The sequence below is a fragment of the Phyllobacterium sp. A18/5-2 genome (genome assembly GCF_025452215.1).
In the GTDB taxonomy this organism is placed as follows: Bacteria; Pseudomonadota; Alphaproteobacteria; order Rhizobiales; family Rhizobiaceae; genus Phyllobacterium; species Phyllobacterium sophorae.
Genome location: NZ_CP104966.1, coordinates 585,336 through 607,028 on the forward strand (window position 1 = coordinate 585,336; position 21,693 = coordinate 607,028).

Here is a 21,693-nt window from a genome sequence, read left to right on the forward strand (position 1 = left end):
TGACTATCCCCAGCTGCAGCGTAATCCGGCAACGCCTATTCGCCCATGGCGATAAGGCTCGCGTTTCCACCTGCAGCGGCCGTGTTGACGGAAACCACCTGCTCCAGCGCAAAGCGCGCCAGATAGGCCGGCCCCCCGGCCTTTGGCCCGGTGCCGGAAAGGCCCGATCCGCCGAAGGGTTGCGTGCCGACAACCGCGCCGATCGTGTTGCGGTTGACATAGACATTGCCGATATCGAGCCGGTCGATCACCTTGGTCACCGTGGCTTCGATGCGCGTATGCAGGCCGAAGGTCAGGCCGTAACCCGTCGAGGCAATCTGGTCGAGCACCTTGTCGAGGTCCTTGGCCTTCCAGCGAACCACATGCAACACGGGACCGAATACCTCGCGTTCCAATGCATCCGGCCGGTTAAGCTCCACGATATGCGGCGCGAAGAACAGGCCCTCCCTGGGCGCTTCGCCTGCATAGCGCACCTTCTGGCTCTTGCGCATCGCCGCGATGTGGTTCGAGAGCATATCGCGCTGTGCCTCGTCGATGATCGGTCCGACATCGGTCGAAGGCAGTGCCGGATCGCCAAGGGTAAGTTCCTTTGCTGCTCCCTCGATCATTTCGAGCATGTTGTCCGCGATATCTTCCTGCAGATAGAGAATGCGCAGTGCCGAACAGCGTTGCCCCGCCGAACGGAACGCCGACATGACCACGTCATCCGCGACCTGCTCGGACAATGCCGTTGCATCGACGATCATCGCATTTAAACCGCCGGTCTCGGCGATCAGCGGGACGATCGGTCCTTTCTTCGCAGCCAATGTCCGGTTGATAGCCCAAGCCGTATCGGTCGAACCGGTAAAGGCAACGCCGGCAATCTCCGCATGTGACGTCAAGGCCGCGCCAACCGGGCCATCGCCCGGGACATAGAGCACGGCGTCCTTCGGCACCCCGGCTTGATGCAGGATGCGAATGGCCTCGTAAGCGATGAGCGGTGTCTGCTCCGCGGGCTTGGCCACAACGGTATTACCCGCCGCCAATGCTGCTGTCACTTGCCCGAGGAAAATCGCCAGAGGGAAATTCCACGGACTGATGCAAACGAAGGCACCCCGGCCGCGATGCCGCAGCTTGTTGTCCTCGCCCGTTGGCCCGGGCATGACCTTGTCGACCCCAAACTGCCGGCGTGCTTCGGCGGCGTAATAGCGGCAAAAATCAACGGCCTCACGGATTTCGGCGATACCGTCATCGATGGTCTTACCGGCTTCGCGCGATAGAAGATCCAGAAGCTGATTGCGATTTTCTTCCAGCAGATCAGCCGCCTTTTCCAGCGCCCTCGCCCGTGTATCCACCGGCAGGCGCGACCATGACGCAAAACCCTTGCGAGCAATACCGACAGCCTTTGCAGCTTCGTCAGCCGTGGCAAATACGACGGTACCAACAGTTGAACCATTCACCGGCGAGACGACATTCTGGGGTTTGCCGTGAACCTTTACGCCGTCGATCAACGGGATCGCATTGACGCTGCGCGGCGCCTTGGCGATACCACCGAGAAGTGCGGCCAGTTCCTTGCGATCACCCAGTTCGATGCCTGAAGAATTGGTGCGCTTGCCATAGAGCTTCGATGGGAGCGGAATATGCGGATGCCTGTACCCCTTGCCGTCATTGAGTTTGTCGGCCGGACGGATCAGCAGGTCGGCAATCGGTATATCGTTATCGCCCACGACTGAAACGAACGAGGAGTTTGCGCCGTTTTCGAGAAGGCGCCGCACGAGGTAGGCCAGAAGATCGCGGTAGCCGCCAACCGGCGCGTAGATGCGGCAGGCGATCTTGTCATTTTTTTCGGTGATCTGCTTGTAAAGGCTTTCGCCCATGCCGTGCAGGCGCTGGAACTCGAAGCCAGTCTTGTCGGCGCCTGCCATTTCCAGAATCATCGCGACTGTCAGCGCATTATGCGTGGCAAATTGCGGGAATATTCGCGGACGTGCATCGAGCATGCGCTTGGCGCAGGCAAGATAGGAAGCATCGGTCGCGGGTTTGCGGGTAAATACCGGGTAATCGGCAAGGCCGCGTTCCTGCGCCCGCTTCACCTCAGTATCCCAATAAGCGCCCTTCACCAGCCTGACCATCATCTTGCGGTTGTGGCGTGCGGCGAGCCGGTCGATATGATCGATCACATCGAGGGCACGCTTCTGATAGGCTTGAATGGCAAGACCGAACCCGTCCCAGCCATCAAGCGAGGCGTCAGCGAAAACGCGGTCGATCACGTCCAGCGACAGTTCCAGCCGGTCAGCTTCCTCAGCGTCTACAGTGAAGTTGAGATCATAGGATTTTGCCTTCTGCGCTAACGCCAGCAGATCGGGTACCAGTTCCGCCATGACCTCGTCGTGATGCGTGGCGAGGTAGCGCGGATGCAGCGCCGAGAGTTTGACTGAAATGCCCATGCGATCCGGCAGCTTCTTGTTGCCAGTCGCACGACCAATGGCGTCAATGGCGTCGGAATAGGATTTGAAGTAGCCGCGCGCGTCCTTGCGGGTGCGGGCACCCTCGCCGAGCATATCGAAGGAGTGGCGGTAACCCTTGGCCTCGTTGGTGCTGGCCCGCTTGAGCGCATCCTTGATCGTTTCACCAAGGACGAAGTGATGACCAAGATAGCGCATGGCCTGCTTGGTCGCGGTGCGTACGGTCGGTAGACCAATTCGCTTGACCAGCGAGGAAATGACGCCTTCCGGCGTTTCGCCCGGCTTGATGACCTTTGCCGATAGACCAAGCGCCCAGGCGGAGGCCGATACGAACCAGGTATCGCCGCTCGGCTCGTGCTCGGACCAGTGGCCTTGCTTCAGCTTGTCCTCGATCAGCTTGTCCTGCGTTGCGGCATCCGGCACGCGCAGCAGGGCCTCTGCCAAAACCATGAGCGCCAAGCCTTCGCGCGTCGACAGCCCGTATTCGCGCAGGAAGTCTTCAACGCCGCCGATGCCGCTCGCTTCCTTGCGGATGGTCGCGATATACTTGCTGGCGCGCGCATCGATGCGGCGATTCACATCCTCCGGAAGGGCAATCGTCTTCAGCAGCGATGCGACCAGTTGCTGGTCATCGACTGCATAGGGTGCAGAAAAATCATTAGTCGCTGGCAATTGAACGGTCATCAGGCTTCCCCTTATTGATTTTTCCCATATAATCTATTCCATATGGTTCTTCTCACCAATGAATGTGAGGGAATTGGCGCAAAAAACTAAGAATGGGGAATAATTTAGTGATGAAGAATCTGGACAGCCTCGATCGCAGGATTTTGCGCGAGCTGCAAAAGGACGGGCGCCTTACCAACACGGAACTTTCCGAACGTATCAGCCTGTCACAAACCGCAACGACCGAGCGCGTCAAGCGTCTCACCCGTGATGGTTATATCCTTGGTTACACGGCAAAATTGTCGCCTAAAAAGCTTGATCGTGCAATGCTTGTGTTCGTCGAGATCAAGCTCGACCGGACGACGCCAGACGTCTTTGCGACCTTCGCGGCGGCAACGCGCCGAAATCCGGATGTCATGGAGTGCCATATGGTTGCTGGCGGTTTCGATTATCTTATCAAGGCGCGTGTCGCCGATATGGAACATTACCGGCGTTTTCTCTCGGACGCACTGCTCTCCCTGCCAGGCGTACGCGAGATCCCATACCTACGCAGTCATGGAAGAGGTCAAGGAAACGTCGAGCCTGCCGGTGTGACCGGCAGGCTGCATTGACGCCGCCTACTGCTGCAACACCTGCTTGATGTCGATCAGGTTCGAGCGAACGCGCAGAATGTAAAAACCCATCGTCGTCAAATGGTTCGGCAACAGCCAGCCGCTCTCCTTGCCATTGGCGATGATCCACGGCTTGATATTCAATGCGGCGCGCAGCTGGCCATCCATACCGTCCCAAAGCGGTGTCAGATGTTTTTCCTGCAAGACCTGATTGAAATCGACCTGGGCCGCATTCATGAGGCCGTAATACGCATAAAGCTGGCCATAGGCGAACCAGAACCGGTCATCGGCGCGGGTATCGAACCAGCCATAATTATTGTTCTCCGAGCGATCCTTCAGAATGGCCGAGGTCGCGCCGATATCATTGGCAATACGGTCAATGAACTGGATGAGATTATCGGCACGGGCATCGAATATGGCGTTGCAGTTCTCGAGTTTGGAATTGAAAGTCCGCAAATCCCTGACGGCCGAACGGTAATAGCTCGGCGTCGGCGTTTTTGGTCCGAACGGGTTGACGCCGAAGTACCAGGCATCCTCGGTGAACTGCAGATTGCCGCGTGCCTTCTGCAGATCGGCATCGATCTGCGACGTGCCGCGAACGCGGCCGAGCGTATCGACCAGCTCAACCGCCGTGCGCCGCACCGCGGAATTGATGCCGCGCTGGAACGACGCCTTGTTATCGAGAAATGGCGTATTGTCCCAGTCGACACCGAAGAAACCGAGTTTATAGAGCAGCATGGATGAAATCCACGCATTCTGGTTGACGTTGAAATCCGTCAGATCCGCCGTCACCTCGACAATGGCCGACCGGGCGCAGCTTTTCGCGGGCGTTCCGGCCGCCTGCGCGGCGACAGGCTCGCCCGCAGGCACATTGCGGTTCTTGAAATCATAGACCGAAATGTAGTCGGGGTTGAAATTGGTCCAAGCCTGCGTGTTGTAGAAAAAATAGCCGTAGAGGCCGAGCCACACGAGCGCCACTACGCCGAGAACAGCCTTGAGGACAATGCCGCGCTGCCCGTACCAGCTGCCGAGCCAAAGGAACGGCCACAGAATGATGCCGACCAGAAAGCCGATACCGCGTCCAATGTAATAAAAAATCCGGCTGAAGAAATTGATCACGGGCTCGAGCATTCTGTTTCCTTCGCTGTTCAAGTCCATAAGGCCGCCTCAGCAGCCCTCTTGGTCATTCACATAGGTTGTTTCGGGAATATCGACAACGTGCCCGCTATTGATTGTTCACTCATTAAATCCATACAACCGCTTCCTTAGCCCTTCCTTGTCGTTCAAATACATCGTCTTCAGAGTCTCGACGACATGTTGCTGATAGGGCGGGTTCCAGCTTTCATAGTCCGCAAAAAATCCCGGCTTGTTGAAGACATAGCGTGACAGGAAATCCCACGGCACGAAATCGCTGATCAGATGGTTGACCAGCCAGGCATCCGGATGGCGGGGCAGCGCGCGGACGACAAGGAACCGGCGCTTGGGATCGATCTCGGCCATGTTGAGCTGGCCGGTCTGGCCGATCTCCCGCTTGACCGCATTGAGGAACGGCCAGGTGCCGTCATGATTGATCAGGGCGGCATTGGCGTGGATCCATGTCTGCAGCCAGATACGGTCGATATTGGTCAGGTCCCGTTCGGGTTCCAGTGCCTGGATCAGGTGGCGGATGATCATCTCGCCGCGATTTTCCAGATAGCCGGATTGCTCGATCCATGAGGCGCGCGGCAATTCGATGCGCGAGGTGGAGGCAAGAAATTGAAAGACCTGCTCGGCATCCTTGATGGAAATGTAATTGACTTGCCAGGGGCGTGAACGCCTGAACCCCGGTGCCGACGGGTCGCCGATAACCGTGGTGGTATTATCGTCGACGAATATATACGTACCGCCGAAATGGCTGGTCCAGAAGGCGCGGTGCCGGAACATGACCTTGTCCGGCACCAGCGAATTCTCGCGTATGTCGCCGGTGATCTTGGCGAGTTCCACCATGCGGTTGAGAAGTTCATTGTTGCGCCAGGCGTCCGGCTCGTTCTCCAGCCGGTCGACCAGCAGCCGCAGTTCCGCGGCCTGCCCCATGACGTTCTCAGCCGAAAGGACCCGGAATTCGACCTGGTTTATCGACAGCAAATCCTCGATGTCGCTGACAACCGAAACCGAATCCTCGATCTCGCCGTAGAGCACATCCTTGATCGTCAACGCATTGATCGCCCGGGAATTGCTGGAGAAAAACTCATACATCAGCTGCGATGTATTGGAGAATTGTGTGTGCACGACCGGCAGGTCAGCCTGCGCCGGTGTTAGAATGATGAAGCGCCGGTTGACGCCATTTGGATCCAGGTAGGACCGGTCTTTCAGTTCCTTGGCGATTTCCGGCGAAAAGCCGGTCCGGTCAATGTCGAATTTCTTGAGCTTTGTCGCAGGAAACCCGAAGGATTTCAGCGCCCGGTTATAGCGCTCGATCAGGTGCGGCTGGTCGACCGTCAGCAAGCGCCCGTAGATCAGATCGTTTTCGTAAAGAAGGTCCATCAGGCGTCCCACTGTCCCTTGGCCTTGAGCCCCTCTACTTCCCGCACCGCCCGTTCGCGCAGTCTCGCATCGCGGACCATCTTGTCCACGGCGGCATCATCGGATTTGTCCGCATAGCGGAATTCCGAATCCGCGTAGCGGTTGGTTTCCTGCAGCACCATCTCCATCGTAAATGGCTTGCGCAGTTCCTCGATCATCGCCTTCTTGTCATCATAGCTTTTGTGCATGAACATTTCGGGCTTCTCAAACCACTCATCCGGCAATTCCACATCCATAGCCCGCATCTTGATCGCATCCGTGACATTCTTGATGGCCCGGCCGGTGAAGCGCGGCTCTCGCTCCTTGATCATATGCAGATAGGTGCCGACATCGGCCAGCGTCTCCGGCTCGCCATTCTCCTTGATGAAGCGGTCGTATACGGCCTTCAGTCCCTCCTCTTGCGGCTTCGACAGTTCGCCATAGGCCGTCTCCACCGCCCTTTCGATCTGCTGAGCCTCGTAGAGCTTGTGATCGCCAAGCGGGATCTTGTGGTTCTTGCCCGCCAGCAGCGTGAAAATGTCGATATAGTCGTCGCGCGTCTGCGGGCCGTTCACGAGCCAGCGCGCGCCAGCACGCTGCCGCAATGCGTCATCGACGTTTTCCGGATAGTTGGAAAACATGCCGAACGAGCAATTGCCGCGCACGACAGTCGATGCGCCGGAAAAGGCTTCCATAAGCACACCGGTGATTTCGTGCTGTCCAGAAGACGCACGGTCGTCGGAACGTTTTGCCGCCACCTGATCGATATCGTCGATCGTGCCGAAACCAATCACCCGCGGATTGAGTACATTGGTAACGAACTGCTTGCAATTCTGTCCGGATTTACCCTGATAGGACGAAATCTGGTCGACACCAAAATTCTCGTAATGGAAGGCGTATCCTGCGACCTGACAATAATCATTGACCAGCCCGGCGATCATCTGGATCAGTGTGGTCTTGCCCGTACCCGGTGCACCATCGCCGATAAAGGTGAAGAGGAACCCGCCGAGCTCAACAAAGGGATTGAGCTGCCGGTCGAAATCATAGGCCATCAGCATCTTCGAAAGCTTCAACGCCTGATATTTGGCAATGTGGTTGCCGACGACCTCATTCGGCTTTTTGAATGTCATCACCAGCGGCGTACGCTTCTTCGACGGCGCGACGTCAAATCCGTCGAGTGTGAAATCATCGCTGTCGAGCCGCAGATGCATATCCTCGAAGCTGCCGAGCCCGTCGAAACGGCCCTTGCGCTGCAAGAGCCCGTCTATCGCCAGCGCCGAGTAGGCCTTGGCACGCGACAGCATCGCCTGCTCATCGCTCGCGCCGGAAATTGCCCGGTCGAGTCCGGCGATCACGGATTTCAGCGCATCCTGCGTCGTGTCGAAGAGGAATTCCGGCGCCGCAATATCGTTCGCTGGCTCGGAGTCCGACTCGATCAATTGCGCGAGATAGGCTGCAAGCGCAAAGGCGCCCACATAGGACGCGGCGGAAAGAAGCCGTTTGAAATGGCTCGCATCTTCACCCTGCAATGGAGCCGAAGCATTGCGTGCCATCAAAGCTTCAAGATCGCTATGGCGCCCAAAAACGTCGCCGATCGCCAACGCGATCGCTACACCGCGCCGTGCCCGAAACAGCAGTGTATGCTGGGCAATGGAGAGCATCTGATCGTCTGGCCGCACGGTCTGGATCGTCTTGGTCAGCTCGACTTCGCGCGTCTTGCGCAAGCCGCCGGAGGAAACAGTCGGGACAAACCGCCGGCCGGTCCCGGCAATCCCGGTTCCCGATTTCGCGTCGCCGGCATCCAGGGAAATGAAACGCGTCACCATTGCCTGCGCAACGGCAAGATGCTTGACGATGTCCTTTTCCTCAATCGTGGTCAGACCGATATCCATGATTCTTTCCTCCTCAAATCGGTCTCAAATGCCGCTGATCACCTGGCCGTTGGACAGGATATGCGTCTCAAAGCCTTTGAAAATTTCTGCCGCCTCACCTGAGGCATAGAGCGCCTGATAGGCTTCATGCGGTACAAGTGCGTGTTTCTCATAATGGCTGACACCTTGCCGCGCCGCTTCGAGATCATCGGTATTGATATGGAATTCCTCGCGCGCCGGTTCCGACGACCATAGCCCGCGTTTGCCAGGCTTTTCGGCCTTGGAAAAAACCTCCTGCAATGTCCAGGTCAAGAGCCAGGCATCCTCCGGCTCGCGCACCTGTTCAAGCACATCGGCGACCTTCTGGTTATGCTCGGTGATCCCGGCCGTATAGAATGGTCCGAGCACGACCCGGCGCAATTGCTTCGGATGCAGTTCCGGAAAATCCTGATCAAGGCTCGTCGCAATGGTTACAGGCGACAACGAATAGGCGGAGTTCTTCGCGGCAAAATCATCGAAGCGGCGGGCAAGGTCTGGATTGAGCAGGCCGCCAACAGGGAGAGGAATCCTCACTTTGTTATTGAGCTTGCCGTCCTTGTCGACCAGCGTCTCCACCATGTTTTCCGAAGAATCCTCTATGATGGCCATGTAGATCAACGGTAAATTGGACGCCCCGTCAAATGCTCCCCAATGCACCACGTAGAATGGCCGCAGCGTCTTTGGATTGACCGAAACCCGTATGGTCACGGGCAGGAGGAAAGGCGAGAAGACTTCACCCTGATTGACGGCTTCCAGATAGATCCGCTCTGCCATTGTCTTTTGCAGATCGCGCGGGAATTCGCGGTTGCGCAGAATGAAATCCGCCATCTCGCCGCGCAGCGCTTCTGCTGGCGGAATGGCGGCGAGCCTCTCCTTGGCGTCCTTCTTGTCATTCTCGAGCTCGAGAACGTTCTGGAAAACCGGAAATCCGCTTTCCGCTTTCGAAATGCGAAAGCGCTCGGCAAAACCGAGCCGGTTTCGCCAGCATTCGAAAGAAGCATCGAGCCGCTGCAAGTACTCCGATACAGTCTGCGCAACCAGATCATGCTTGTAGAATGGCGAGTCCTGATTGTTCAGGAAGACGCCCAGCCCATCCAGCGCAGCGCGGATGGCGCCAAAATAGCGTTCTGCTGCTGCCATATCTGTGTTGTCGGTCATCGATTAGCTTTTAGCGTAATCGGCAGAATTGTGCTTCTTGAGGACTTCGGAGAACCGGCGCGAGAAGGCATCATCGGCCAGCTTCTTGCGGCGCTGGATGTCCTGCGAGCTGACCATGTTCTTCTCGTGCATTTCAAGAAGATCGCCGATATGTTTCTGAGCTGCCGCGCCGACACCCGCCATGGTTTCTTCCGCCGCGGTATCCACCTTGCTGCCAAGCGTGTTGATCTTGTGCGCCACATCCTGCTGCGCTGCTGTCTTCAACGAATCTTCCAGCGCCTTGTACAGCACGATGCGCTGTTCGGTGTCGATGGCGAGCTTGTTGATCAGGGTGCTCTGTGCCGCGATCTGGTTGTTGAGCGAATCGACAAAGGTCTGGAACATTGAGGTGTAGCGTTCCAGTGTCTGGCTTTCCGCCAGAAGCTCCTGTTCCTTGGCCTGGCGCTCATTATATTCGGTCGCAAGCTTCGACCGCTGGCCTTCGAGCTCGGTGCGTGTGCCCTGATCGGTGGAAGCCGCAATGCGGTTTTCGATGTCGAGCAGCAGCGGGTTGAGTTCTTCTATGCGCTTCTGGGCCGCTTCGAGATCTCGCAATAGTCGTCTTGCGGCGTTCGATCACCGTGGCAAGGCTCGTCTCGGAGGTTTTGTAGCGCTCATCCAGAACGGCCTTCTGTTCTTTCAGGATTCCGACGATGCGATCCGATTTGGAAAGAAGCTCCTGCAGGTTCCCTGCAAGGGACATATTGCGGACGCGGTCTGACCGCAGGCGCTGCGCCTTTTGCTTCGAAAAGACGCCGACGAATTTTTCCCAGCCGGAAAAGCCCTTCATGCTTTCGAACTCCGAGCCGAAAACATTGGTGGCATCCTCAAGCCCGATGATCAGTTCGGCAATATTGCCTTCCATCACTTTTTGCTGGCGTAGTACATCGGCGATGCGCGCGTTTTCGATGTCGAAATCAGAGGCGCCGATTTTTTCATCGGCCTTGGCGAATTTGTCGAGAACAACGCTGGACTGATCTATTTTCGTCCGCATCTCATTGACCATCGTCCTGGTCTTTTCGATCTCGGAATCAAAACTCTGCAAACTCGCCATCACCCTCTACCCCTATTTCCCAAAAATTAGTTCCTGCCGCGCTGTGCGAATATAGACACGCCACTGTGCGAAAAAAAGCCTTCTGGCAAATGAAAGGTCCGAGGGTAAACTTGCATGCGGAGAATTCGAGCTTTGGCGTTTTCAATAGACCAGTGTAGTCCATGCCGATGTACATCATCGGGGGCCTTGCTATAGATGATTTCGGCAATATAACAACGCGGTCATGACAATGGGCACATCCTCACAAAGTGACCTGAAAACGGTCCTTCGCATCGATTTTCCAAACGGGGAAAGAATCGGTCGCGGAAAGATGCAGCTGCTGGAACACATTCGTTCGACCGGTTCCATTTCAGCTGCAGGCCGTGCGATGAACATGTCCTATCGTCGGGCCTGGTTGCTGGTCAGCGCGATGAACGGCATGTTCTCGCTTCCGGTCGTAGATCTGCAGCGTGGCGGCAAGCAGGGCGGCGGTGCGGTCGTTACAGGCTTCGGCGAGGAATTGCTCAGCCGCTTTCGGGCGATGGAAGAGAAAATCGAAACAGCGGTGGCAGATGATCTCGGCTGGCTCGATGCCAATCGCGCGAAACAAGCAACGGGCGATCAATAAGGTTCCAGCGCAACCGTCTTGATGATCGCGAAGACATGCATTCCCTCCAGGAGGCCAAGCCTCTTGCAAGATAATTCGGTAATCCGCGCCAAAACCAGCGTCCCGTCGCAATCAACCTGAACGTCAACCGTGCACGCCTCGTCAGAGTTGATCGCGCTGATTTTCCCCTCGAGGATGTTGAGCGCGCTCAACTGTTCCGGCCGGACAGTCGAGAGCATCACGTCTTTGGCCAGGATGTGGACGCGAACTGACTTTCCTTCGGCAATTTCGGCACCCGAAACATAAATTCTCGACGTCTTGAATGCGATGGTCGCAAGACGGTGCCGCATATCGTAATGCTCGACCCTGCCTTCCATGAGCGAACCGGCTTCCCTGCGACCGGCGGCGATTGAAATGGAAGGCTGGCTCAAAACGACTGAAGCTGTCCCGGCCATAGCCACTTTGCCATCGCTCATGACGATGACGTGATCAGCAAGCCGGGCGACTTCCGCGACTGAATGGCTGACATAGACAATGGGAATGTCGAGCTCGTCGCGGAGGGTTTCGAGATAGGGAAGTATCTCCATCTTCCGCGCTTCATCCAGCGCGGCGAGCGGTTCATCCATCAGCAGCAGGCGCGGTGACGACAACAATGCGCGGCCAATGGCAACACGCTGTTTTTCCCCTCCGGACAGTTTCTCCGGACGCCGGTGCAGGATCCCCCGATACCGAGCAGATCTACGATCTTTGCCAAGCTTTCCGCACGTTCGGGTTTTGGGGCGAACCAGCGGCCATAATTCAGATTCTGCTGGACTGTCAGGTGTGGGAACAGCCGCCCTTCCTGAAACACAGTCGCGAAACGGCGTTGGTGCTTGGGCACAAATATGCCCTTCCGCGTATCCACGAGTACGGTGCCGTCGAATTCGACTTTTCCCTGATCAGGCCGCGTCAGACCGGCGATGATCTCGGATGACCGACGTCTTGCCGGAACCGGACTGCCCGAACAGTGCCGTGACGCCGCGATTGGAGGTAAAGGCAGCATCGATGACAAACCTGCCGAGCGCATGACGTGATTCAAAAACGAGGGTCATTCGATATCCACCCTGCGCCCAACGAGATAAGCCATGAATTCCGAGGCCATCAGCGCCGCCATGGAAATGACGACGGATATGATGGTCAGGCGAAACGCGCCGGCGTCACCGCCGGGCACCTGGGTGAAGGTATAGATGGCAGCAGATAAGGTCTGCGTTTCCCCCGGGATATTGGAGACAAATGTGATGGTCGCGCCAAACTCGCCCATGGCTTTGGCGAAAGAAAGGATCATCCCGGCGATGATGCCCGGCAGGATCAGCGGCAGCGTCACTGTCGTGAAAACCCACAGGGGGCTCGCGCCGAGGGTTCCCGCCGCGTCTTCGAGCTTGCGGTCCACCGCCTCGATCGAAAGCCGGATGCTGCGCACCATCAACGGAAAGCCCATGACCCCACAGGCGAGCGCCGCACCCGTCCAGCGGAAGGAGAGGACGATACCAAAGTGCTCCGCCAGGAAAGCGCCGATCGGCCCCCGCCTGCCAAACAGGATCAGCAGGATGAACCCGGTGACGACAGGCGGCAGGATCAGCGGCAGGTGAATGAGCCCGTTGAGGATCGATTTGCCCCAGAATTGCCCCCGCGCCAGCAACCAGCCGACGAGAATGCCAAAAGGCAGACTGACGAGCATCGCGACAGAGGCAATGCGCAGTGTGAGATGAACGGCGGTCCATTCTTCATTGCTCAGTGACAACCAGTTCAAAACACAGCGCCCCGCGCGTCCATTGCCCTATTCGAGCACAGTGAATCCCTGCTTCTCGAAGAATGGCACAGCCTTCTCCGATTTGATGTAGTCAAACAGCGACACCGCATCGGCATTCCTGCTCTCGGCCAGAATGGCAATCGGATAAATGATCGGTTTGTGGCTGTCTTCAGGGAAAGTACCGACGATTGTAACCTCTTTGTCCGCGGCCGCATCGGTTTGGTAGACGATGCCATACGGCGCTTCCCCGCGTGACACGAGCAGCAGTGCGGCACGTACACTCTCGGCTCCGGCAACTTTGGTCTCAACTGACGACCATACACCGAGGGATTCCAGGGCAGCCTTGCCGTATTTGCCTGCAGGAACAGAGTCAACTGCACCCATGGCAAGGCGACCATCGCCAAGCAGCTTTGCAAGTTCGAAACCATTTTTAATATCAACCGGTTCGGTTTTGTCCTTCGATGCAACCAGAACGATGCGATTGCCGAGAAGATTCTTGCGCGTGTCCTCTTTGACGAGATGCTTCTTCGCCAAATAGTCCATCCAGTCCAGATCGGCCGAGATGAAGATATCCGCTGGCGCACCCGACTCGATCTGCTTCGCCAAAGCCGAACTCGCGGCATAGGAAATTGTTACCTCCTTGCCGGTTTCTTGCCCCCACGCCGCAGTGATGTCATCGAGAGCATTCTTGAGGCTGGCCGCCGCGAACACGGTGACCTTTTCAGCTGCCTGTGCTGGTGCTGCTGTCGGCGACAGGCCGAACCATGCCGCCGCGAGTCCAGCAAAAGCCATTTTGATCCATTGACGACGATGAATGCCCATACCCAGCCTCCGGTTAGTTCGAGATATTTTTCTGAATATAACGCGACGCGACAGATATCCAGTGTTATATTTGTCAGAATATATTGAAACAGACCTGGGCGCCCCGCTGAGAATTCAGTCTGACGGTCAGCCCGAGCGTTTGGGATCATGGACACCGGAGCGCAGATTATTGCATCCGGCGCGTGTCAGTGGATCAATTGGAGGTTTTTGAAATCCGTCCGGTTTCTTCTTCCCAGTGCTTGCGGCAAAGCGAGACATAAACTGATTTCTCAATCGCCACCTGATCACCCTCGATCAGCGCCTTGCCTTCCGGGTCACGCCGCACGACCATGGTGGCCTTGGCACCGCAATGGCATATTGTCCGGATTTCACGCAGCGTATCGGCAATAGCGAGGAGCTCGGATGATCCCGGGAAAAGCTTGCCCTGAAAATCGGTGCGAAGTCCAAAGCACATGACCGGAACATTGAGCCGGTCAGCAACACGCGCCAGCTGCCAGACCTGATCCTTGGTCAAAAACTGTGCCTCGTCGACGAACACGCAGCTTAGTTCGCTCTCACTATGCGTTGCAGCGATCTCGCTCGAACAGCATGTCGCTTTCGTGATAAAGCTCTGCCTCCGCGCTGACGCCGAGGCGCGAGGTGATTCTTCCAGCCCCGTTCTCGGCATAATGTGCGGCGGTAAACAGCATCGTCCGCATGCCTCGCTCCTGATAATTGTAGGAAGCCTGCAGCAGAAGCGTGGATTTTCCGGCATTCATCGCCGAATAGCTGAAGTAGAGTTTTGCCATAGCGTGCTTTAACCAGAATTGAGCCGGCACATGAAGCCTCTCGTAGTCCTTGTCCGTAACTTTTGTCGGAATTTCAACAACTGTCGCTATTTGACTGGATTTATGCGCGCCTATGCTTGAATGCCTGCCGATTTGGTGCTTGGTTCTTGCAAGTATCGACCGGGAAAACCCGGAGAGGGAGAACTAACGATGAACGCACTATCCAAACTCACCATATCGCTCGCCCTGGTGCTTTCGGCAGGCACCGCTTTTGCCGCCGAGCCGGAGAGCTGCAAGACAGTCCGATCTCGCCGATGTGGGCTGGACGGATATCACGGCGACTACGGCCGCGACGAGCGAGGTGTTGAAAGGTCTCGGTTATTCGACCGACACGAAGGTACTTTCCGTGCCGGTGACTTATGCCTCGCTCGGCAAAAAGGACATTGATGTATTTCTGGGCAACTGGATGCCGACCATGGCTGCGGACATCAAGCCCTATCTGGAGAACAAGACCGTCGACGATCTCGGCCCCAATCTGACCGGTGCGAAATATACCCTCGCCGTACCGCAATATCTCTACGACAAGGGCCTTAAGGACTTCAAGGATATCGCCAAGTTCAAGGACGATCTCGACGGCAAGATTTATGGCATCGAGCCCGGTAACGACGGCAACCGGCTGATCCTCGACATGATCTCGAAAGATCAGTTCGGGCTCAAGGGTTTTGAACTGGCCGAATCGTCCGAGCAAGGCATGCTGGCGCAGGTGGCCAAACAGACGAAGAGCGAAAAGCCGATCGTCTTCCTTGGTTGGGAACCGCACCCCATGAATACGAACTTCAAGCTCGCCTACCTTTCCGGCGGCGATGACGTGTTCGGGAAGGATTTTGGCGGCGCAATTATCCATACCAATGTTCGCGCCGGATACACGGCTGAGTGCCCGAACGTCGGCAAGTTCCTGACCAATCTCAAGTTCAACCTGCAGATGGAAAACGAGATCATGGGCAAGATCCTCGACGACGGCGAGGACGGCGCAAAGGCAGCATCTGAATGGCTGAAGGCCAATCCGGCAATCCTGGATACCTGGCTTGCCGGTGTAACAACTTTTGACGGCAAGGAAGGCCTTCCCGCGGTCAAGTCGGCGCTGGGGCTCTAAAGCACGATACGCAGCTACGCCGGCTGAAAGACATAAGAACATAAGCCGCCCGGTTTACCGGCCGGACGGCTTTCTCCGCTCATTCCGACAGAGGGGTAGTTCCGCTTGGACTGGTTAACGCAAGACAAGATTCCGGTTGGCAGGACGGCGAAGGGTATCGTCGATTGGCTCACGAACAACTTCGCCTGGTTCTTTGATGGTCTGGCGACGCTCATGCAGGGTTTCATCGATGGACTCATGTTCCTTCTGAAGTACCCGCATCCGCTGATCATGGTCGCGATTTTCGCCGCCATCGCCTATGCGCTCCGGCGTTCCATCGGTGTCACCGTCCTGACGGTTCTTGGCTTCCTTTTCATCCTCAACCAGGGTTATTGGCAGGAGACAATGGAGACGCTGACACTCGTCTTGTCGTCTTGCATTCTATGCATGGGCATCGGCGTTCCGATCGGCATCATTGCCGCGCACCGGCCAAAATTCTACGCGGCCATCCGGCCGGTTCTCGACCTGATGCAGACACTGCCGACCTTTGTCTACCTGATTCCCGCGATCGTCTTCTTCGGCATCGGCATGGTCCCGGGCCTGCTGGCAACTGCAATCTTCGTACTCCCCGCCCCCATCCGCCTGACCCATCTTGGTGTTTCATCGACACCGCTGCATCTGGTTGAAGCAGGCGAGGCCTTTGGCGCGTCGTCGCGTCAGCTCCTGTGGAAAATCGAACTTCCCTACGCCATGCCGCAAATTCTGGCCGGCCTCACGCAGACCATCATGCTGTCGCTCTCCATGGTCGTAATTGCCGCGCTGGTCGGCGCGGACGGACTTGGCGTTCCCGTTGTTCGTGCGCTCAACTCGGTCAACACCGCCTTGGGCTTCGAGGCAGGACTTGTCATCGTGGTCGTTGCCATCGTGCTCGACCGTATCTTCCGTCCCGGCAAGGAGCCAGGTGAATGACCGCGATCACACTGGAAAACGTCTGTATCATTTTCGGCAAGAAAACCGACGACTCTCTCTCGCTTGCCGATCAGGGCAAGAGCCGCTCCGACATCCAGGCCGAAACCGGCCATGTTTTGGGCGTGCACAATTGCTCGATCACCATTGCCGAAGGCGAGATAGTCGTTCTCATGGGACTGTCCGGTTCGGGAAAGTCGACCCTGCTGCGCGCCATCAATCGCCTTAATCCGATATCGCGCGGCTCCGTCGTGGTCCACAATAGCGGGCGATCGATCGATGTCGGGAAAGCCGACAAGACAACGCTGCGCGACCTGCGCAAGCATCTCGTATCGATGGTGTTTCAGCAATTCGGTTTGCTGCCGTGGCGCACGGTGGAAGAGAATGTCGGTTTCGGCCTTGAGCTCTCGGGCATTCCAAAGGAGGAACGCGCCAAGGCAGTGCAACAGCAGCTGGAACTGGTCAATCTGAAGGACTGGGCCAAGCGCAAGGTTGGCGAACTTTCCGGCGGCATGCAGCAGCGCGTCGGACTCGCCCGCGCCTTCGCAACTGGCGCGCCGATCCTTCTCATGGACGAACCATTTTCTGCGCTCGATCCGCTGATCCGCACCCGCCTTCAGGATGAGCTTCTCAGCCTGCAAGAGCGTTTGAAGAAAACGATCGTATTCGTCAGCCATGATCTCGATGAGGCGATGAAGATCGGCAACCGTATTGCCATCATGGAGGGCGGTCGGATTATCCAGTGTGGTACGGCACAGGACATCCTGCTCAATCCCGCCAATGACTATGTGGCGGATTTTGTCGCCAACATGAACCCGCTCGGGGTTTTGACCGCCGGCGATATCATGGTGCCGCTTGACCGTTCGCGTTCTGCCGACCGGCCCTTTGCTGCGACCGCACGACCGGAGACACCGGTCCGCGAAGTCATGCAGGCGGTGGCGAAGAACAATGGAGATGTTGGCGTTGTCGACAAGGGCACGATCCTTGGCATGATTTCTGCCGACGACATTGTGCGAGGCCTGCTAAAGCACCAGAGACACTAAAGAAAATTGCGCTCTATTCGTCGCTGCCATCGCCCTCATCTTCGCCGGCCTTGCCGGCCGGCTGCCATGAGTGCGGTGCGACCTTCTTCTGCGTATTGGAATCCGTGAAGATCCACCAGCCGGCATCGGTTTCGTCCCACTGTCCACCGGTGGCTTTCAGCCGGTCCAGAGAGCGATACTGCCCGATGGATTCTGTTCTCCTGCCCATCCTCATCGGTCCAGAAAATCTGAACCTTGCTGCCGTCCTTCGGCGCTGTCGAAATCGCCTGCTTTTTGCTCATGATATTCTTTCAATTATCCAAGAGTCCGTTTCGGAAGTCGCTGCGGTGAGAGCTGGCGTGGTTTTCGAGAACCGGAGCGCAGCGTACATAAACCACGTGAGCACCGGAAACGCCGAAAATCGCGTCAAATCACCGCCGCAGCAGACCCTTACGGTGATCCTCCTCAGGCAGCTACCTTCTTCTTGGCGAGGCGCGCCTTGATGCTCTCGACGTCGGATTTCGGTGTCGCGGCAAACAGCGTCTTTGTGTAGCTGTGCTGCGGATTGGAGAACACCTCGTCGCGCGTTCCATATTCGACCACTTCGCCATAATACATCACCATCACCTCATCGGCGATATAACGCACCACCGACAGGTCATGGCTGATGAAGACGTAGGTGAGGTTAAACTCGTCCTGCAGGTCGGCCAGCAGATTGAGGACCTGCGCCTGAACCGAAAGATCCAGCGCCGAAACGGGCTCGTCGAGCACCAGCAGGCTCGGGCTCAGCATCAGTGCGCGCGCAATAGCGATACGCTGGCGCTGCCCGCCGGAGAACATGTGCGGATAGCGATTGTAGTGTTCCGGTCCGAGACCAACCTTCACCAGCATTTCCATGGCAAGGTCGCGCCGCTGGGCTGCAGTCTTCTTGGTATTGAGCAACAGCGGTTCGCCGAGCACTTCGCCAATCTTCTGGCGCGGGTTGAGCGAGCCATAGGGGTTCTGGAAAATGATCTGCACCTTGCGGCGCATTTCGGATGTAACGCGGTCTTTTGCTATGTTTATGGCCTTGCCGTCGATCAGCAATTCGCCAGATGTCTGCGGGTCGATCAGCGTCAATATACGTCCGAGAGTGGATTTGCCGCATCCGCTTTCCCCGACGATGGCAAGCGTCTTGCCCTTCTCAAGCGTGAAGCTCACGCCCTTGACGGCGCGAACGGTCTTGGCTTTCCCGAAGAAGCTGCCACCGACATGGTAATCCCGAACGATATTGCGCCCTTCGAGCACGATCTCTGTCATGACGGAGCTCCTGAAATCGCCGCTTCGTTTTTCATGAAGTCCGCAACTGTCGAAAGGCGGTCGCCTGTCGCGTTTTCTGGCAGGGCGGAGAGAAGAGCGCGCGTATAGGGGCTCTTGGGCGATTCAAACAGGGAAAGCACATCAGCCTCCTCCATCTTGCGGCCCTTGTATTGAACAATGACGCGATCGGCGGTTTCCGCGACCACGCCCATATCATGGGTGATCATGATCAGGCCCATGCCGTATTTGGCTTGCAAGCTGACGAGAAGGTCGAGGATCTGCTTCTGGATGGTCACATCCAGCGCCGTGGTCGGCTCGTCTGCGATAAGCAATTTCGGATTGCATGCGATGGCGATGGCGATCATGACCCGCTGGCATTGGCCGCCGGACATCTGGTGTGGGTAGGAGCTCAATCGCTCTTCCGGCGTTGGGATGCCCACCTGTTGCAGCAATTCGATTGCACGCTTGCGCCGTGTCTTTGCATCCATCTTCATATGGAAGCGCAGGACCTCCTCCAGCTGGAAACCGACGGTGAAGCAAGGATTGAGGCTTGCCATCGGCTCCTGGAAGATCATGGCGACATCACGGCCAACGATTTCGCGCTTCCGCTTCGTGGTCATTTTCAGCATGTCGTGCCCGTCAAAGGTCATGCTGTCGGCCGTCACCGTCGCTGACTTCGGCAACAGGCCCATCACGGCAAGCATGGCCACGGATTTGCCCGAGCCGGATTCGCCAACGATTGCCAGCACTTCGCGGGCATCGACCGAAAGATCGATACCCTGCACGGCCATGAACTGGCCCGTGCTCGTATCGAAGCCAACCGAGAGGTTTTTGATTTCAAGAAGCGCCATCTCAGCTCCTCTTCAGTTTGGGATCGAGGGCATCGCGCAACCCGTCACCGATGAGATTGATAGCGAGCACCGTAATGAGAATTGCAAGGCCGGGGAAGGTTACCACCCACCAATGACCACTGGAAATGAACTCACGGGCATCGGCAAGCATGGTGCCCCATTCCGGCGTTGGCGGCTGCGCACCATAGCCCAGGAACCCGAGCGCCGCAGCATCGAGAATCGCATTGGAGAAGGACAGTGTTGCCTGCACGATCAGCGGCGCCATGCAGTTGGGCAGGATCGTCTTGAACATCAACCGGAGCGGACCGGCACCGGCCACCTTGGCCGCGACGACATAGTCACGGGTCTTCTCGGCCATGACAGCGGCACGGGTGAGCCGCACGAAATGCGGCTGGAACACCAGTGCAATCGCAATCATCGCATTGACCAGACCCGGTCCAAGGACCGCAACCAGAACCAGCGCCAGGAGCAATGACGGGAAGGCGAGGATAATATCCATCAGCCGCATGATTAGGGTATCGACCCATCCGCGGAAGTAACCGGCGATGACGCCAAGAAAAATGCCGCCAACGAGCGCGATGGTGGTAACGATGACGCCGATGAACAATGAATAGCGGGCACCATAGATCAGACGCGAGAAGATGTCCCGGCCAACGGCATCTGTGCCGAGCAGGTAGGTCAGTCTCCCGCCCTCCTGGCCGAATGGCGGCAGAAGCACGGCATCGCGGTACTGATCGGCCGGTCCGTGCGGCGCAATCCATGGGGCCAGCAGAGCGACGAAGACCAGCAGAACGAAAAAGCTCAGCCCCATGACAGCGCCGCGGTTCTCGGAAAAATAGTACCAGAACTCAAACAGGCGCCGCCGGAGCGACGAATCGGTGGAAGAGCCACCATGAACGGTTGTTTCGGCCATACCCTAAATCCTTTAGTGGCGAATGCGCGGGTTGATCAGGCCATAAAGCAGGTCGACCGCAAGGTTAACCAACATAATGGTGGCGGCAATGATAAGCAGGGCACCCTGGATAACTGCGTAGTCACGGCGGCTGACGGAATCGACCAGCCATTTGCCAATGCCCGGCCAGGAGAAAATCGTCTCGGTCAGAATCGCTCCAGCCAGCATAACGCCGACCTGCAGACCGATGGTCGTTACGACCGGGATCATGGCGTTTCTCAGCGCATGAATGCCGATGACACGCAGTGGCGACAGGCCTTTTGCGCGAGCGGTGCGAACATAGTCTTCTGACAATACTTCGAGCATGGCCGAGCGGGTCTGACGCGCGATGACAGCGAGCGGGATCGTGCCGAGCACGATTGTTGGCAGGATCAAATGGCTGATCGCCGATTTGAAGGCGCCCGCTTGTCCGGAAATCAGCGAGTCGATCAGCATGAAGCCCGTGACCGACGGAAAGAAAAACATTAGAGATATGCGTCCCGACACCGGCGTCCAATGCAGCGTATTGGAGACAAGCATGATCAAGAGCAGGCCCCACCAGAAAATGGGCATGGAAAAGCCGATCAGCGCAGTCCCCATGATTGCCTGATCAAAGAACGAGCCGCGCTTGATTGCCGCAAACACACCGGCGGGTATCCCCAGCAGAACCGCAAAGGTGATTGCGCAGAGCGAAAGCTCCAGCGCTGCGGGGAATAGCTGGAAGAACTGGTCGAGAACCGGCTGCTTGGTTACGATCGACGTGCCAAAATCACCGCGCATGACACCCCACAGATAGTCGAGATACTGGATGACTATCGGCCGGTCGAAGCCGAGTTCATGCGAAATCGCGGCATGCCGCTCCGGTGACATAACGCGTTCGCCGGAAAGCAGCGCCACCGGATCGCCCGGCAGCATGCGAATGAACGAAAAGGCGATGATCGAAACCCCGATAAAGGTCAGGATCATGACCGATGCGCGCCCTACAAAAAATTTGAACATGTCGTACCCTCTTGCCGCAACGCGGCCCTGCTTTCCGGCTCTTATTACTGTTTTCGCACGGAAGCAAAAAAAGGCGCCCGCCAGACGGGCGCCTTTCATACCACTTATC

The 21,693-nt window shown here is 57.1% G+C and carries 15 protein-coding genes and 5 pseudogenes; 5 read left to right on the forward strand and 15 right to left on the reverse strand.

Features of this window, described 5'->3' with window-relative positions:
* Nucleotides 1-35: 35 nt before the first annotated feature.
* Nucleotides 36-3,128, reverse strand: a complete 3,093-nt coding sequence (gene putA / locus N8E89_RS02905; protein WP_262261081.1) for a bifunctional proline dehydrogenase/L-glutamate gamma-semialdehyde dehydrogenase PutA — start codon at nt 3,126-3,128, stop codon at nt 36-38.
* A gap of 110 nt (nt 3,129-3,238) precedes the next feature.
* Between putA and N8E89_RS02910 the strand changes: the two are divergent.
* Nucleotides 3,239-3,701 (forward strand): annotated as a pseudogene (locus N8E89_RS02910) (Lrp/AsnC ligand binding domain-containing protein).
* Between the two features lie 23 nt (nt 3,702-3,724).
* Here N8E89_RS02910 and N8E89_RS02915 read toward each other — a convergent pair.
* From N8E89_RS02915 to N8E89_RS02935, 5 genes and pseudogenes are all read right to left on the reverse strand, one after another.
* Nucleotides 3,725-4,849: a DUF2333 family protein gene (locus N8E89_RS02915; protein WP_106664058.1), complete on the reverse strand. Its 1,125-nt coding sequence runs from the start codon at nt 4,847-4,849 to the stop codon at nt 3,725-3,727.
* Between the two features lie 105 nt (nt 4,850-4,954).
* Nucleotides 4,955-6,241: a DUF6638 family protein gene (locus N8E89_RS02920; RefSeq protein WP_262261083.1), complete on the reverse strand. Its 1,287-nt coding sequence runs from the start codon at nt 6,239-6,241 to the stop codon at nt 4,955-4,957.
* Entirely contained in the window at nt 6,241-8,151 is a 1,911-nt protein-coding gene (locus N8E89_RS02925; RefSeq protein ID WP_262261084.1) for an AAA family ATPase, read from the reverse strand. The genes N8E89_RS02920 and N8E89_RS02925 overlap by 1 nt, the downstream gene beginning before the upstream one ends.
* Before the next feature lie 24 nt (nt 8,152-8,175).
* Nucleotides 8,176-9,327 (reverse strand): hypothetical protein, encoded by a 1,152-nt coding sequence (locus tag N8E89_RS02930; RefSeq protein WP_106664060.1) that lies wholly within the window; start codon nt 9,325-9,327, stop codon nt 8,176-8,178.
* Between the two features lie 3 nt (nt 9,328-9,330).
* Nucleotides 9,331-10,420, reverse strand: a pseudogene (locus N8E89_RS02935) (hypothetical protein).
* 229 nt (nt 10,421-10,649) lie between these two features.
* Between N8E89_RS02935 and N8E89_RS02940 the strand changes: the two are divergent.
* The gene (locus N8E89_RS02940) at nt 10,650-11,027 is read left to right on the forward strand and encodes a winged helix-turn-helix domain-containing protein (protein ID WP_262261085.1); all 378 of its coding nucleotides are present in this window, start codon (nt 10,650-10,652) and stop codon (nt 11,025-11,027) included.
* Here the strand turns inward: N8E89_RS02940 and modC are convergent.
* The 4 genes and pseudogenes from modC to N8E89_RS02960 all read right to left on the reverse strand — a co-directional run bounded on the left by modC (nt 11,021) and on the right by N8E89_RS02960 (nt 14,405).
* Nucleotides 11,021-12,097, reverse strand: a pseudogene (modC, locus tag N8E89_RS02945) (molybdenum ABC transporter ATP-binding protein). The gene N8E89_RS02940 and the pseudogene modC overlap by 7 nt on opposite strands.
* Complete coding sequence (gene modB, locus N8E89_RS02950) at nt 12,094-12,795, reverse strand: molybdate ABC transporter permease subunit (protein WP_106664064.1); 702 nt, start codon at nt 12,793-12,795, stop codon at nt 12,094-12,096. Before modB ends, modC begins: the two are co-directional and overlap by 4 nt.
* A gap of 27 nt (nt 12,796-12,822) precedes the next feature.
* Nucleotides 12,823-13,617 carry a molybdate ABC transporter substrate-binding protein gene (gene modA / locus N8E89_RS02955; protein ID WP_262261086.1) on the reverse strand — a complete coding sequence of 265 codons (795 nt, stop codon included), beginning with the start codon at nt 13,615-13,617 and terminating at the stop codon, nt 12,823-12,825.
* Nucleotides 13,618-13,810: 193 nt separating this feature from the next.
* Nucleotides 13,811-14,405 (reverse strand): annotated as a pseudogene (locus N8E89_RS02960) (thymidine kinase).
* A gap of 189 nt (nt 14,406-14,594) precedes the next feature.
* Here N8E89_RS02960 and N8E89_RS02965 point away from each other — a divergent pair.
* From N8E89_RS02965 to choV, 3 genes and pseudogenes are all read left to right on the forward strand, one after another.
* Nucleotides 14,595-15,537: pseudogene (locus N8E89_RS02965) on the forward strand (choline ABC transporter substrate-binding protein).
* 105 nt (nt 15,538-15,642) lie between these two features.
* A complete protein-coding gene (gene choW, locus N8E89_RS02970; RefSeq protein ID WP_262261087.1) occupies nt 15,643-16,485 on the forward strand; it encodes a choline ABC transporter permease subunit in 843 nt (280 codons plus the stop codon).
* Nucleotides 16,482-17,525, forward strand: a complete 1,044-nt coding sequence (choV, locus tag N8E89_RS02975) for a choline ABC transporter ATP-binding protein (RefSeq protein WP_262261088.1) — start codon at nt 16,482-16,484, stop codon at nt 17,523-17,525. Before choW ends, choV begins: the two co-directional genes overlap by 4 nt.
* 13 nt (nt 17,526-17,538) lie before the next feature.
* On the opposite strand, the gene N8E89_RS02980 is transcribed toward choV, so the two are convergent.
* The 5 genes from N8E89_RS02980 to N8E89_RS03000 all read right to left on the reverse strand — a co-directional run bounded on the left by N8E89_RS02980 (nt 17,539) and on the right by N8E89_RS03000 (nt 21,584).
* Entirely contained in the window at nt 17,539-17,733 is a 195-nt protein-coding gene (locus N8E89_RS02980) for a hypothetical protein (protein ID WP_410010330.1), read from the reverse strand.
* A gap of 236 nt (nt 17,734-17,969) precedes the next feature.
* Nucleotides 17,970-18,803: an ABC transporter ATP-binding protein gene (locus tag N8E89_RS02985; RefSeq protein WP_106664070.1), complete on the reverse strand. Its 834-nt coding sequence runs from the start codon at nt 18,801-18,803 to the stop codon at nt 17,970-17,972.
* Nucleotides 18,800-19,654, reverse strand: coding sequence for an ABC transporter ATP-binding protein (locus N8E89_RS02990; protein WP_113172120.1), 855 nt, complete (start codon nt 19,652-19,654; stop codon nt 18,800-18,802). Before N8E89_RS02990 ends, N8E89_RS02985 begins: the two co-directional genes overlap by 4 nt.
* Before the next feature lies 1 nt (nt 19,655).
* Nucleotides 19,656-20,567, reverse strand: a complete 912-nt coding sequence (locus N8E89_RS02995; RefSeq protein ID WP_106664072.1) for an ABC transporter permease subunit — start codon at nt 20,565-20,567, stop codon at nt 19,656-19,658.
* Between the two features lie 12 nt (nt 20,568-20,579).
* Nucleotides 20,580-21,584, reverse strand: coding sequence for an ABC transporter permease subunit (locus N8E89_RS03000; protein ID WP_262261089.1), 1,005 nt, complete (start codon nt 21,582-21,584; stop codon nt 20,580-20,582).
* Nucleotides 21,585-21,693: the final 109 nt, after the last annotated feature.

What these genes read in the sequence shown, in the direction of transcription:
- N8E89_RS02990 (WP_113172120.1), bottom strand. Translation starts at nt 19,654, where the DNA reads ATGGCGCTTCTTGAAATCAAAAACCTCTCGGTTGGCTTCGATACGAGC.
- N8E89_RS02980 (WP_410010330.1), bottom strand. Translation starts at nt 17,733, where the DNA reads ATGGGCAGGAGAACAGAATCCATCGGGCAGTATCGCTCTCTGGACCGG.
- N8E89_RS02940 (WP_262261085.1), top strand. Translation starts at nt 10,650, where the DNA reads ATGGGCACATCCTCACAAAGTGACCTGAAAACGGTCCTTCGCATCGAT.
- N8E89_RS02925 (WP_262261084.1), bottom strand. Translation starts at nt 8,151, where the DNA reads ATGGATATCGGTCTGACCACGATTGAGGAAAAGGACATCGTCAAGCAT.
- N8E89_RS02920 (WP_262261083.1), bottom strand. Translation starts at nt 6,241, where the DNA reads ATGGACCTTCTTTACGAAAACGATCTGATCTACGGGCGCTTGCTGACG.
- N8E89_RS02915 (WP_106664058.1), bottom strand. Translation starts at nt 4,849, where the DNA reads ATGCTCGAGCCCGTGATCAATTTCTTCAGCCGGATTTTTTATTACATT.
- putA (WP_262261081.1), bottom strand. Translation starts at nt 3,128, where the DNA reads ATGACCGTTCAATTGCCAGCGACTAATGATTTTTCTGCACCCTATGCA.
- choV (WP_262261088.1), top strand. Translation starts at nt 16,482, where the DNA reads ATGACCGCGATCACACTGGAAAACGTCTGTATCATTTTCGGCAAGAAA.
- N8E89_RS02995 (WP_106664072.1), bottom strand. Translation starts at nt 20,567, where the DNA reads ATGGCCGAAACAACCGTTCATGGTGGCTCTTCCACCGATTCGTCGCTC.
- N8E89_RS03000 (WP_262261089.1), bottom strand. Translation starts at nt 21,584, where the DNA reads ATGTTCAAATTTTTTGTAGGGCGCGCATCGGTCATGATCCTGACCTTT.
- N8E89_RS02985 (WP_106664070.1), bottom strand. Translation starts at nt 18,803, where the DNA reads ATGACAGAGATCGTGCTCGAAGGGCGCAATATCGTTCGGGATTACCAT.
- modA (WP_262261086.1), bottom strand. Translation starts at nt 13,617, where the DNA reads ATGGGCATTCATCGTCGTCAATGGATCAAAATGGCTTTTGCTGGACTC.
- N8E89_RS02930 (WP_106664060.1), bottom strand. Translation starts at nt 9,327, where the DNA reads ATGACCGACAACACAGATATGGCAGCAGCAGAACGCTATTTTGGCGCC.